Genomic DNA, 14972 nt, shown 5'->3' with positions numbered 1-14972 from the left:
ATCTGATTTATAACCTTTCAGGATGCTCAACGTTCGCAGCACTTGCCTGAGTGCTAACAACATTAGTTGCTTGCAATATTGCAGTATTAGCAACGGAATTATTAGCTAAAGTAAACAGAGGATTTGACAAAATCCCAGCAATGGAAGTGGCGATGAGAGTTACTATCAACCCTACTTGCAAAGGTCTAAATCCAGGTAAATTCCAACGCACTGGGGGATAATTCTTCACCACGTCAGACATTTCTTGAGGTTCTTTGACTACCATCATCTTAACTACACGAATGTAGTAGTAGATGGAGACCACACTGGTGACTAAGCCTAACAAGACTAACCAGTAAAGACCTGCTTGCCAACCTGCCCAGAACAAGTAAATTTTGCCAAAAAACCCAGCTAATGGGGGAATTCCACCTAAAGACAGTAGGGAGATACTCAACCCTAATGTCAGAAGTGGGTCTTTTTGATACAAACCAGAGTATTCGGCAATCTGGTCGGTTCCTGTTCGTAGGGAGAACAGAATGATGCAGGTAAAGCCGCACAAGTTCATGAACAGATAGACCAGCAAGTAAAAAATCATACTGGCATATCCGGCTTCAGTATCAGCAATTAAGCCAATCATCACAAACCCTGCTTGGGCAATGGATGAATAAGCTAACATCCGTTTCATGCTGGTTTGGGCTAGAGCAACTACGTTACCCAACACCATACTGAGAACTGCAAGCGCAGTGAAGACGAATTTCCATTCCTCGGCAACTAAGGGGAAGACTGTGGTTAGTAAGCGGATAGCTAGGGCAAAACCTGCTGCTTTGGAACCTACAGATAAAAAGGCAATCACTGGGGTGGGAGCGCCTTCGTAAACGTCTGGAGTCCACTGGTGGAAGGGTGCAGCAGAAATTTTAAAACCAATCCCGGCAATCACAAAAACCAGGGAAATTACTATACCCAATGACTGACCGATATGAGCTGTCGCGATGCCATTAGCGATCGCACTCAGTTCAGTTTGTCCGCCCGATAAGCCGTACAGTAGCGACACGCCATATAAAAATACTGCTGTACTGGAAGCTCCAATCAACAGATATTTCAGCGCCGCTTCGTTAGAGCGCGGGTCACGCTTGGTATAACCTGTTAACAAATACGAGGAAATACTCAGGGTTTCTAGGGAGATGAAAATCATCACTAACTCGCTAGCCCCGGATAAAAACATTCCTCCTAGGGTAGCAGTTAACAAAATCGCGATGAACTCTGCTAAAGCAGTACCACTCTGCTCCACGTAGCGAATGGACATTAATATGGTGACAGCAGCAGATAAGGCAACGATACCGCGAAAGACGATACTTAGGTCGTCACCATTAAAGCCACCGCTAAAGGAGATGGGATTGGTAGCATCCCATTGAAAATACAGGGCGACAATCGAAGCAAGTAAACCTGCGATCGCTAGATACCCAATCCAGCGTGAAGATGTACGCCCCAAAATCAAATCAACAATCAAAACCCCTAAGAGGGTGAGAATGACAATCCCCTCTGGCAAAATTGTTCCAGCATTTAACTGGGATGCAAGATTAGCAAAATCCATGATTTGTATAGGTTTTGGCGATTAGACGTCAAGGCTAACTTTGTTCACTCTAACAAGTTTTCCCGGCCACGCACTAGCTTATTGAACAACAATTTCACAAATTCAAGGATGATGGGGCATTGGGCATGGAATTAAGATTAACTGCTTTCAAAATTACAAAAGTGTAATTTGAGCTAAAGATTAATCAATTTAATATGGAACAATAGGTGAACTAATGAATACTTGTGAACGTTCTGTTTGTCGAAGATGAAGCAAAAATTGCTAACTTCGTCCGGGCTGGACTGAGGGAGCAGGGATTTGTCGTAGACTACTGCGACAACGGCGATGAAGGATATCTGCGGGCACTAGATAACGAATACGATGCGATTATTCTCGATATTATGATACCGGGAAAAGATGGGCTATCAATTCTCAAACAACTGCGGCGGGAAGGCCGCAATACTCCGGTAATTTTGTTGACAGCACGCAATGAATTAGACGATCGCTTGGCAGGTTTGAACTTGGGAGCCGATGATTATATTGCCAAACCGTTTTTTGTGGAAGAGTTAGCGGCTCGCATTCACGCTGTTGTCCGCCGGAGTGTAGGCGATCGCCAAAATTTACTGGCAGTTGGGCCGATTAAACTGGATCGGATTGCGCGAGAAGTCACTTGCAATCAACGGGCAATTGAACTCACCAGCCGCGAGTTTAATCTGCTGGAATATCTCATGCGCTCTCCGGGTAGAGTTTTTACTCGTACCCAAATCCTAGAACATATTTGGGGTTATGACTTTAACCCCAATACAAACGTCGTGGATGTATGTATCCAGCGAATTCGCAAAAAAATTGACTCGATTGATGAAGCTAGTTGGATTGAAAGTATTCGCGGCGTTGGCTATCGGTTTCGCAAACCAGAATCTTCATCGTGAAACAACTGCGATCGTTTCGGCTCCGGATTGCTCTGTTGTCTGCGGCTCTAGCTGGCAGTACATTAGTAGGGTTTGGTGCAGTCTCTTGGTTCCAGATTTATAATGCCAAGATTAGCCGCTTGGATGCAGAACTGTTAAATCAGTTGATGCGGGCTAGCCGTCCCCCAGAAATGGAAAAAGAGCGATCGCATCTGCACCCAGAACAGCTATCTTTTGTTTTGGGAAATACAAAAACCCCTATCGCACTGCTGATACTAGACGGTAACGGCAACACAGTTTATCAATTTAACTCTCTTGCTGCTGATGTTGAGGCGAACAGTCTGCTGGTTAAGCGTCTTAATTTAACGCCTATGCCGCCACCTCCTCCTAGAGAACGGCCGAATTCATCCGCAGAACCACGACCTTTTCGCCCACTTCCGCCGCAATTTGTGACTGCAAAGACAGGAAAAGCAACTTGGCGAATTGGCGCAGCGAAATTTCCCGATAGTCAGGTAGCTCTGGCTGTCAGTTTGCAAGTCGTCAATCAAGAGATGGCTAGCATTCGCAATATCTTCTTAGTTTCGATTCCCGTAGCATTGTTATTAGTTGCGATGGGAGCATGGTTAATGTCTGGGCGGGCGTTGCGTCCCATCGGTCAATTAACCGGAGTTATTCAACAGGTGACAGTCCAAGGGCTAGATCGGCGAATTCCTATTGGCACAACAGATGTGGAATTTGTCGAACTGATTCAAGTATTTAACCAAATGCTGGAACGCCTGGAACGCAGTTTTACCCAAGCCTCTCGCTTCAGTGCTGATGCTGCGCATGAATTGAAAACTCCACTGACGATTTTGCAAGGCGAACTGGAACGAACGCTGCAACAAGTTGAACCTGGAAGCGAACTGCAACAGCGCTTAAGCAATTTGTTGGATGAAGTGCGCCGCCTTAGCAGCATTATGCGGAAACTTTTACTGCTATCTCTAGCAGATGCCGGACAAATGAGCTTGTATCTGGTTGAGGTGGATATGTCAGAATTACTGATGGAGATGGTCGAGGATGTAGAACTCTTGGCTCCGCAGTTGAGTGTAGAAACTGAAATTCCTGCGGGATTGAGGGTAAAAGGCGATCGCGATTTGCTCGTGCAAGTTCTGCAAAATTTGTTGAGTAATGCCATTAAATACAATCTTGCCAACGGCTGGATAAAAATTCACGCAGACAAAACCCCAACAACTCTCCACATCACCATTGCCAATGCATCAAAAGATATTTCCCAGAGCGATCGCGATCGCCTTTTTGAGCGCTTCTATCGCGGCGATCCTGCCCATACCCGCAAAGTAGAAGGAATCGGACTCGGACTCAGCCTCGCGCGGGAAATTGCCAGGGCACATCATGGCGACCTCACCGTGGATTCAACATCTCAAGGACAAACAGCATTCACCTTCACTTTGCCAATTACCAAATAATTACGAATTATTTTGACAAACTGGTATTTGAATCAAAAACTCAGTACCTTGATTGGGTGTGGAAAAACAATTCAACTTTCCACCATGCTTTTCTGTAATGATTTGATAAGTAATTGACATCCCCATTCCCGTACCGCTACCAACAGGTTTAGTAGTAAAGAATGGATTCCACATTTGTTTTTGAACTTCCTCAGTCATGCCTATACCATTATCTGCGATCGCAATTTCTATCCAATGAGTATCAATGACTGATGTACGAATAATAACTTGGCTAGGATTTACCTGTATTTCTTCACAAGCGCGCGTGATATTTTTTTCTTCTATGGCGTCAATAGCATTTATCAAAATATTCATAAATACCTGATTTAATTGACCAGGATAACATTCTATCAAAGGTAATTGACCATAGTTTTTGATAATTCTAATGCTGGGGATTTGTGCTTTTTCTTTAAGTCGATGTTGTAAAATTAATAATGCACTTTCGATGCCTTCATGAATATCAACCTGTTTAAATTCAGCTTCATCCATGCGGGAAAAATTTCGCAGAGATAAAACAATTTCACTAATGCGTTCCGTACCCACTCTCATAGATTTGAGAATTTTTGGCAAATCTGTCTGGATAAACTCTAAATCAAGCTTATTTAATAAGGCTTGAATTTCTGGCATATTTAAATTCTGATGTTGATATAAATTAATCAACCGCAATAAATCTTGGGTATATTCTTGCACATAGGTAAGATTGCCGTGAATGAAATTGACCGGGTTATTAATTTCATGTGCTATACCTGCTACCATTTGTCCCAATGCAGACATTTTTTCACTTTGTAGCATCTGAACTTGGGTATGATGTAATTCTTTTAAGGTGTTTTGCAGTTGGTTATTTTTCTCGCTGAGTTCTTGGGTGCGTTCTTTAACTCTGTCTTCTAGTTCTATCAAAGCTTGTTGTAAAGCTGTGTACAGACGAGCATTTTCTAAAGATATTGCTGCTTGAGAAACTAATAAATTTAAAACTTGAACTTTATCAGTTGTAAATGCTCCTAGAGTCAGGTTATTTTCTAAATATAGAATACCGATTAATTCACCCTTATGCATAATCGGCATACACAATATACTTTGAGGTTTTTCCTTTTGAATATATCTATCAATATTCCAACTGTCTTGTGTAGCGATATCTTTAATAACTAATATTTCTAACGTATTTTTAACATAGTTAATAATGCTGTGGGGAACATCATAGCTATCTGTAACAGGGATAGATTGTAAAATACAATTTTGGCTGTTTTCGATGTTAGCAGTTGCTTCGATAACTAAACTATCGCCTTGTAATAACATCAATGCAGATTTAGTAGCACCTGCACTTTCTAGAACAATCTGCATGATCTGAACAAGTAATTTCTCCAGATTAATTTCACTCGATATTGCTTGTGATGCTTTGAGGATTCCAGGTAAATCGAGAACAGATGAGGTGGTTATGGTAGTTGAATGAATTGTACGTAAAGAAGTTAAGGAAATACTTTCATTAGTGAGAATGGGATTATATGTTTGTTGCAGGATGGGAGTAAGTAATTGGGAATAATGTTTTTCTAAGTCTAGTACTTTGGCTAGACTACCCCAACGGCTATAGCAGTAATAAGCTTCCTGCATGTAGGTTGCGGCAATTTTTTCTTTGCCCCATTCTAGATAGAATTTAGCAGTGAGTTCATTTGCTAATGCTTCTTCTTGAAGATATTGGTTTGCTCTAGCGAGTTGAATAGCGCGATCGTAATTTTCTGTAGCATCGGTTTTCCGATCTAAAACTCGATACTTTTCTGCTTCCACTAAATGAAACTTATGTAAATGATTCATTGGGGCGTGGTCTGCCCATTTTTTGATTTTTTTCTGGTTTGCTACTACACGTTTTAAAAGTCGTTTTTTGTCTTGAGGTGAAGCTTGGCTAGCAAGGGCTAAAGCAGTCAATGAATCGTAAAAATAGAAAATAACTGATGTGACTAAGCCGATACCTGCTGCTAAATTTTGTTGTGCTTTTTCTAGAATTTCGGCTCCATATTCCAAATCTGTAAATAAGTAGCTCAAAATTGCTTGATTCACATAAACAATAAACAGTCCGGCTTTGTCGTTTTTTGCTTGTTGTTGCGCCTCCATCCGACTGAGGGAGTACAAATCGCCTTCTAGTCGAGATGCTTGGGTTGATTTGTTTAGTAAATTTAGCACTGCTTGATAGTAAATTTTATGAGCTTGCAATGCTGTTTCTTGGTTAAGTTGAGTAATTGCTTGACTATAAAATTCCAGCTTTGGCTCTAGGTCTGCTAGATTTGTACCAATAAAATAGCTATGAGCGCAATAGCCAAAAACTGACCAAGCTGCAAATTCTTTATCGCCGCTATCCAACCCTGCTTGATAGCTTTCTAATAGTGATTCAAGTGTTTCTTTAATATGCTGTTGCCAAGGGTAAATAAAGCAGTGAACGGCGTTAACGACGCTGGCTTTAATTTCTTTAGTCTCAAATTTGTCTACTAACTTAAGTGCTAATTCCCCAAATTGATAGCCGGATTTAATATCACCTAAAAAACCGCAAAGAATTACTCCATACCATGTATAAATAAACGCAGATAAATTAGTATTGCCATACTTGGCAAATAAGCAAACTGCACGAAAAACTAGTAATGGTAATAGATTAGGTGCGCCATTAAAGGCAGCAGATATAGTTTTTGACAATACTTGAATCACAATGATTTTATCTGGTGCTGTCATGATGGGTAGCGCTTCTAGAGATGCGATAGATTTACCCATCAACGCTAATTTAGTGTCGATTAAAGCCAGCACAATCTTAGTTATAGTTGGCTTTTGAGGGAATTTGAGACCAAATTTTTGGACTACTGCTAGAGCAATTTTGACTGCTTCTACAGCCTGTCCTTGAAACATCAATGCTTGGATTTTGATTTCATAGACTTTAGCTGTATGTAGATGGGAGCGTCCTTTTTCTAGAACTACTTTGATAACTTGCTCCATCTGCGGAAAATCACCAGATAAAAATGTGGCGCGTGCTAATTCATTGTTAATTTCTAAAGTCAAGGAGTATTGATTTTGCCAGCAATCTGTGGTTAAGAGTTTTTGGCTGGTCCGGAGATAGTCTACTCCTGCGACATAAGCAGTAGAAGCGATCGCTTTTTTTGCGGCTTGCAAATTTATGCGCGCCAGCTGCTCTCGTTCTAATTTATCGGTAATTAGGGGTAATCCAAAATTTAGCTGATTGGCGATCGCAAAAATCTGTTCTTCTCGTTCAGCAGCATTAAGATTTGCCAGCAAGAGTTTGCCTATTTTCAGGTGAGTATGTTGTTTTTGCTCGTCAGGAATTAGAGAATAAGCCGCTTGTTGGACGCGATCGTGAAAAAATCTATACTTAGCTCTTGAGTGAGTATGAGTTGAAACTGGTTCTAAATCTACTGAAGTATCATTTTCTTGATAAAATTTATAAACTTCACTGATTGGGAGAATTAAACCTTCTCGTAAAGCTTTCCATAAATCTGTTGCTGTTTTTACTGGAGATTGCTCGCAGACAATTGCTAAGGTCTCTAAATCAAATTGAGAACCAATACAAGCAGATAATATTAAGGCATTTTGAGTTTCTAATGGCAATTTTTGTAATTGTAATGCCATAAACTCAAGCACATCATCAGTAAATGCCAAAGCTTTCACTTTAGCTAGATCGCAAAGCCAATATCTAGCCTCAAAATCCAACTTAATCAGCCCATCTTCAGCTAATGACTTGAGGAACTGTGTGCTGAAAAAAGGATTGCCTTGAGTTTTTTGATATACTAATTCTGTTAGAGGTTGTGCGAGTTCTTTAGAACAATTGAGAGCATCTGCTACTAGTTGATTTAAATTGTTTTTCTGGAGCTTATTTAGAGTAATAGTATTAATATTCCTGCCAATTTTATGAATTTCAGCTAAAGTCAGTATTAAAGGATGAGTAGGTGGTACTTCATTATCTCGATAAGCACCAATTAGTAACATATAAGCAGAATTAGAGCTACCCATTAATAATTGCATCAGTTTTAAAGAAGCCGAATCCACCCATTGCAGATCGTCTAAAAAAATCACTAAGGGATGTTTTTTAGTTGTGAAAACCTGGATAAATTTCTGAAATAATAAATTAAATCTATTTTCTGCTGCTATTCCCGAAAGTTCTGGTGCTGTTGGTTGTTCGCCAATAATTTTTTCTAATTCAGGAATCACATCAATAATTACTTGTCCATTTTCCCCTACAGCCTCTAAAATTTGACTTTTCCATTGCTGGATTTGAGTATCGCTTTCACCCAATAATTGCCCCATTAAATCCCGAAAAGCCTGAACAAATGCTGAGAAAGGAATATTTTTTTGAAATTGCTCGAATTTTCCTTTAATAAAATATCCTCGTTGCCGCACAATCGGCTTATGTACTTCATTGACAACTGCCGTTTTACCAATTCCAGAGAACCCAGCAACTAATATGATTTCGCTGTCACCATCGGCTACTCTCTCGAAGGCTTGGAGTAAGGTTTTTACCTCTTGTTCTCGACCATAAAGGTTTTCTGGAATCAAGAATCGATCGTTGATATCTCGACTACCTAAGATAAAATCTGCGATTGCACCTGTGATTTGCCATGTAGATAAACAAATTTCTAAATCATGTTTTAAACCCGCCGCACTCTGATATCTATCTTCGGCATTTTTTGCCATTAACTTAGCAATAATTTCTGAAATGATGGGGGATATATGAGAATTAATTTCACAGGCTTGGGCAGGGATTTTAGCGATATGAGAATGTACTAATTCCATTGGGTCGTTAGACAAAAATGGCAATTTCCCTGTGAGTAATTCGTAGAAAGTTACGCCTAGACTATAAAAATCAGTGCGATAATCTATACCCCGATTCATTCTGCCAGTTTGTTCGGGAGAAATATAAGCGAGAGTACCTTCTAATACTTGAGGGTTTTGTAGTTGTGGGGTTTCTTTAGGTAGTAGAGATGCAATACTAAAGTCAATTAATTTAATTTGATGATTTTCAGGATTAATTAGAATATTGGCAGGTTTAATATCTTTATGAATAACTTGATGACGGTGTAGCGCCTCTAGAGTTGTGGTTATGGCAATAGCAAATGTTAAGAAATTACTAATAGAAAATTCCTGATTTCTTTCTATCCACTCTTTGAGAGAAATACCATCAAAATCCTCCATAACTAAGGCATAACCATTAGAATATGGTTCTAGACTAATAGGTTTAATAATACCTGGTAAGTCTAAGTTTTTAATAATAGCGTACTGATTGCGAAACTGTACCAGTTCGTTGAAACTCGGATAAGGATTTTTCAGTAGTTTAATTACTACGGGTTTGTCATCAATTTCTCGGTATCCGCGATAAACCAGAGTTCTAGAACCGTTATAGAGTTCTTCATGGAATTGATATCCGGAAATTTTAAACATACCACTTAATCCTTGAGGCTTTCAGATTTAGTGTTCCCAGATATAGCAATCCTCAAACAACTAAAAACCTTTAGGATTGGAGATTATGTATGCATCTATTGCAGCCTTCCTAGGCTGTTAGTTTTGGACTATCGAACAGGGATTTGAATGATAAACTCAGTACCTTTTTTAGTTGAGGAATTACAATCGATTTTGCCACCGTGCTTTTCTACAATAATTTGCCGAGCGATCGCTAACCCCAACCCTGTACCTTTATTGACTCCTTTAGTAGTAAATAAGTGGTCAAAAATTCGCTGTTTAACTTCCTCATTCATGCCCATACCATTATCAGTAATGGCTACTTTAACTTGGTTATCTTCTAGTGAAGTTTTAATTGTAATCTGGTTAAGATTTGCTTGAATTTCTGCAAAACTTCGTCCATTATTGGCTTCTTCTAAAGCATCAATAGCATTTGCTAAGATGTTCATAAATACTTGATTTAATTGTCCAGGGAAGCATTCAAGCTGTGGTAAATCGCCATACTCTGTTACTACTTCAATGGCTGGACGTTGTTCGTTACCCTTTAGGCGATGCTTGAGAATTAAAATGGTGCTATCAATACCTTGATGAATATTAAAAGGTACTTTATAATCTTTATCTGCCCTTGAGAAAGTGCGAAGACTGGTGCTGATATTTTTCAGGCGATCGCACGCTATAACCATTGATTCAATTATCTTTGGTAAGTCCTCTAAGCTATATTCTAAATCGATTTCCTCAGCATGGTCTCTGATTTCATCGCTGGGATCGGGTAGACTTGCTTGATAAAGTTGCAAGTGTTGAATTATGTCAGCAAGAGTGGGTTTAGCTTGTTTGAGGCTAGCAGCAATAAAGCCCAAAGGATTATTCATTTCATGAGCAACTCCAGCAACTAAATTACCCAATGCTGACATTTTTTCGCTTTGGACAATTTGTAATTGTGCTTGTTGTAAATCTTGTAAAGCTTGTTGAGTTTGTTGGTAGAGTCGGGTGTTTTCTAGAGAAATTGCAGCTTGAGAAGCTAAGAGATTAATTAAACTGATGCGATCGCTGGTAAACACTCCGGAAGTCAGTTGATTTTCTAAGTAAATAATACCTACCAATTGTCCTTGATTAATAATTGGGGTACATAATACACTCTGGGGTTTGATTTGGTACATATATTCCCCAATTAAACTCGGAATATTTGTTTGTAAATTATCGATTAGAACTGTTTGTTGAGTATTTTTAACGTAATTGATAATTGCTATCGGAATATCTTGACTAATTTCTAGTGAATGTGGTTCGAGAATGGTTTGTATTTGCTGATGCTCAATCAATGTAATTGCTTGGACTTGCCAAATATGATGTTGAGGAAGCAGCAGTACAGCTTTTTTTGCCCCAGAATTTTCGAGGATAATTCGCGTCAGGCTAGCGATCAGCGTATCAAATTCTAAACAACTGGAAATCGCTTGAGCAGCCTTGAGGAGAGAGGTAAAATCTAAAACTTCGGAAATACTAGTGCTACCACTACTAGAAGTTTGGGTAGATGTAGAAGTCCCGCGAAAAGCAATAGTTTCTACAGAGTTAAGGTTGATTCGTTGCTGTTGCAGGATGGGTTTAAGTAGTTGGGGATAGAGTTTTTCTAAACGATCGGTTTTGGCTTTTGCGCCCCAACGTGCATAACAATAATAAGCTTCTTGCATATAGCCTGCGGCAATTTTTTCTTTACCTCTATTGAGGTAAAACTTAGCGGCGAGTTCGTTGGCAAGTGCTTCTTCTTGAATGTATGCGTTTTCTTTAGCTCCTAAGATAGCGCGATCGTACCAATCTCCAGCTTCATAATTTTTCTCGACGACCCGATATTTTTCTGCTGTGATTAAATCAACCTTATGCTGGTGATTCATCGGAGCATAATCAGCCCAAAGCTGTAACTTTGTTTGGTTTTGTGCGACAACTTCTAAGGCTTCTGATGTCTCATCTATTGGTTGATTCAACTGTGCCAGAACCAGTAGAGAATCGTAGAAATAAAATGCAGGTTCGCTGACCAGTCCCGCACCAGCCATAAAATAGCGTCTGACCTCAATTGCATAATTGTTAGCTGCTTCTATTTCTCCAAACAAGAAGCACAGCATCAGCTTATACAAACAGAAAATGTACAATCCATACCCATCATTGGTAGACCGCAGCAGAGACAAAAGTTCTGTCTCTTGCAAGGCTTCCCCAGATAACATGGTCGGATTTTCTGCCAAACTCTGTAAATTTAACACAGCTTGCCAATAGATTCGGCAATAATTAGCTGTTGTTAATTGGTTAATTTGTTCTAAGCCATTGCAGTAGGTGCGAGTCTGCTGTTCTAAGGTCGTTAAAGGCTGACCGCACCAAAAAGAATAGCTACAAAAATTGTGAGCATGATGTCCAGCAAACTCTAAGTTTCCAACTTCTAGTGAGGTTGTATAGCCTTCTTGTAAAATTGGTAGGGTTTCTTGGATGTGAGATTTGCGTTGGAGAATGTACAGTCCCAGAAGTAGCAACACTTGAGGTTGAGTGGTTTTGGCATTTAGTTTTGCAGCAATCTGGAGAGCTAATTGCCCAAACTGTGTCGCTGTATTCACATCTTGCAAAAAATTACACAGAAGTACACTATAAGTAGCATAAATATAGGCTGTAGCGAATGTATTACCGTACTGAATAGATATTCTGACTAATAATAAAGCTATTAATGGGAACAAGGAAGAACCAGAGAGGTAAGCCACTGCCATGATGCTACTAGCAATCTGGACAATTGCGATTTTCTGCCTATCTGCCATCATTGGTAGGTGAACTAAATCTTCAATCTTCCTATTGGCAATCAGTTCTCCAAATGCTTGAATTTCCTGTTGAATATCTTTCGGTGTGGGTGTTTCGGGAAACGTGACATTAAGCTGTTGTAGGATTATTTGAGCGATCGCGATCGCTTCGGGGAATTGATTTTGGGAGACGTGAAATTGAATTTTAATGCAGACAACATTAACTTGTTCGGGTAAGGAATGTGCCTGTTTGGTGACAAGATGAATCAACTGTTCCATCTGTGCAAAGTCACCACACAAAAAAGCTACTTCCGCCGCTAATTCATGCAAGGCAAGGGTGATTTCATATTGCTGTTGCCAAGCGTTTTCTCCCAATAAAGATAAACCCACACTCGCATATTCGCGGGCTGCTTGATAGGCGGTAGCGGCTCTGGCTTTGCGACAGGCGGTAAGGTTGAGTTGTGCTAATCTATCTCGTTCTGATTGTTGAGCAATCAGAGAGGTACCGTAATTTAATTGATTGACTAGTTCAAAAATGCGCTCTTCTCTTGCTTCTGGCGAAATCTGTTGCAGAAGTAGTTGTCCGATTTGGTAATGAGTTGTTTGTTTTTGATAATCGGGAATGAGAGAATAGGCGGCTTGTTGGATGCGATCGTGTAAAAATTTATATTTGGCTAATTTTTGAAAGTTATTTTCATGTGACAGCGATAATCGATCCTTATCTTCTCCCTGATAAAATTTATAAACATCAGTAATTGGTAAAATCAATCCCTCCTGTAAGGCTTTCCACAAATCGGCAGATGTTTCAACTTCCGGCTGTTGGCAAACAATTGCTAAAGTTGCTAAATCAAATTGATGACCAATACAAGCAGCTAGCTGTAATATGTTTTGAGTTGATGGTGGCAGTTTCTGCAATTGAAACGCCATAAAAGACACAACATCATCTGTAACTGCTTGTTGAGTTACTTGTGCAAGATCGCATTCCCATCCCCTCTGACTATGAGGATACAAAGAAGGGTAGTTAAATTTAATCGCTCCATCTTGATGTAATGCTTTGAGAAACTGTGTACTGAAAAATGGATTACCTTGAGTTTTTTGATATACCAGTTGCGAAAGATTCCATGCTACATCTTCTGCACACCTGAGTGTGTCAGCCACTAATTGATTGATTTGTATTTGGCTGAGTGGAGCTAAAGTGATTGTATTAATTGTTGATTGGGCTTTTTCGATTTCGCTCAAAGTCAACATTAAGGGATGCGCTGGGCTGGTTTCGTTATCGCGATATGCACCTATTAATAATAGATGTCTGGTATCAGCTATTAAGAGTTGTATTAACTTTAATGATGCGGAATCTGCCCATTGCAGATCGTCTAAAAATATTACTAATGGATGTTCGGTAGTAGTAAAAACCTGGGTAAACTTCTGGAATAATAAATTAAAGCGATTTTGGGCAGCACTACCTGATAATTCTATTGCAGATGGTTGTTGACCAAGAATGAGTTCTAATTCGGGAATTACTTCAATTATTACCTGTCCATTGTCGCCTAAAGCCTCTAAAATTCTGACTTTCCATTGCTGAATTTGGCTATCGCTTTCTGTTAATAATTGACTGATTAAATCCCGGAATGCTTGTACAAAAGCAGAGAAGGGAATATTGCGTTGGAATTGGTCGAATTTACCTTTAATAAAATATCCATGTTGTCTAACAATCGGTTTGTGAACTTCGTTGACAACCGCAGTTTTACCAATACCAGAAAACCCAGCAACTAACATCAATTCTGTTGCACCAAGGCTGACTCTATCGAAGGCTTGTAGTAGCGTTGCTACTTCCGTTTCTCTTCCATAAAGTTTGTCGGGTATGATGAAGCGATCGCACACATCCCTTTGAGCAATCTCGAAGTCTTCAATTCGACCATTTGCTTTTAACTGAGATAAACAATATTCTAAATCAAATTTGAGTCCTAACACACTTTGATAGCGGTCTTCAGCATTTTTCGCCATCAATTTCATCACAATATCAGAAATCACCTGCGGAATTTCTGGACTTTGAATTGGTTCTGGAAGTTTTGCAATATGACAATGCAGCAATTCCATCACATCATTTGTGTTAAAAGGTAATTCTCCTGTAAGTAATTCGTAGAAAGTCACGCCTAAAGAATAAAAATCACTGCGATAATCAATTAAGCGATTCATCCTCCCGGTTTGTTCTGGAGAAATATAAGCTAATGTTCCTTCTAAAACATTGGGACTAACGAATGTTTGAGTTTCTCTAGGAAGTAAAGATGCAATACTAAAGTCGATTAGCTTAACTTGCTTAGTCTCCGGATTAATTAAAATATTGCTAGGTTTAATATCTTTATGAATAATGCGATCGCGGTAGAGTATATCCAAGGCATTGCAAAGTGCGATCGCTACTTGTAAAAACTCACTAAGCGACGCTACACAATTGTTAACAAAATAATCCTTGAGAGAAACTCCCCCAAAGTCTTCCATCACTAAAATATAGGCATTTTGGAACGGTTCCAGGCTATAGGGTTGAATGATTCCGGAATTGTTGAGATTATTAGCAATCGTATACTGATTGCGGAATTGTACTAGTTCGCTAAAGCTGGGATAAGGATTTTTCAGCAGTTTGATAACTACAGGTAAATTGTCAGTTTCTTTTACTGCTCGGTAAACTATAGTTCTAGAACCATCATAGAGTTGTTCGCTGACTACATATCCGGGAATACTGACTTGAGTAGTAATCATACTGCGTTCAGGCTATATAATTTCCTACTTAGTATTCCCAGAGTTGCAAGGGAAT

The 14972-nt window shown here is 39.5% G+C and carries 5 protein-coding genes; 2 read left to right on the top strand and 3 right to left on the bottom strand.

All coding sequences use genetic code 11. From position 1 onward, the window contains the following. Nucleotides 1–7: 7 nt before the first annotated feature. Nucleotides 8–1570, bottom strand: a complete 1563-nt coding sequence (locus tag AACU33_RS25005; RefSeq protein ID WP_096591635.1) for an NAD(P)H-quinone oxidoreductase subunit N — start codon at nt 1568–1570, stop codon at nt 8–10. A gap of 224 nt (nt 1571–1794) precedes the next feature. Here AACU33_RS25005 and AACU33_RS25000 point away from each other — a divergent pair, with 224 nt between their 5' ends. Together AACU33_RS25000 and AACU33_RS24995 are read left to right on the top strand one after the other, a co-directional pair. Next, nucleotides 1795–2478: a response regulator transcription factor gene (locus AACU33_RS25000; protein WP_096591633.1), complete on the top strand. Its 684-nt coding sequence runs from the start codon at nt 1795–1797 to the stop codon at nt 2476–2478. Then, nucleotides 2475–3920: an ATP-binding protein gene (locus AACU33_RS24995; protein WP_096591630.1), complete on the top strand. Its 1446-nt coding sequence runs from the start codon at nt 2475–2477 to the stop codon at nt 3918–3920. Before AACU33_RS25000 ends, AACU33_RS24995 begins: the two co-directional genes overlap by 4 nt. On the opposite strand, the gene AACU33_RS24990 is transcribed toward AACU33_RS24995, so the two are convergent. Both AACU33_RS24990 and AACU33_RS24985 read right to left on the bottom strand, forming a co-directional pair. After that, complete coding sequence (locus tag AACU33_RS24990; RefSeq protein WP_096591627.1) at nt 3921–9383, bottom strand: trifunctional serine/threonine-protein kinase/ATP-binding protein/sensor histidine kinase; 5463 nt, start codon at nt 9381–9383, stop codon at nt 3921–3923. A gap of 128 nt (nt 9384–9511) precedes the next feature. After that, entirely contained in the window at nt 9512–14917 is a 5406-nt protein-coding gene (locus AACU33_RS24985) for an ATP-binding sensor histidine kinase (RefSeq protein WP_096591625.1), read from the bottom strand. Nucleotides 14918–14972: the final 55 nt, after the last annotated feature.

This window comes from Calothrix sp. NIES-2098, assembly GCF_963875125.1.
Classification (GTDB): Bacteria; Cyanobacteriota; Cyanobacteriia; order Cyanobacteriales; family Nostocaceae; genus Aulosira.
Note: the sequence above shows the minus strand (reverse complement) of the source record. Positions and strands in the feature narration are given on the sequence as shown.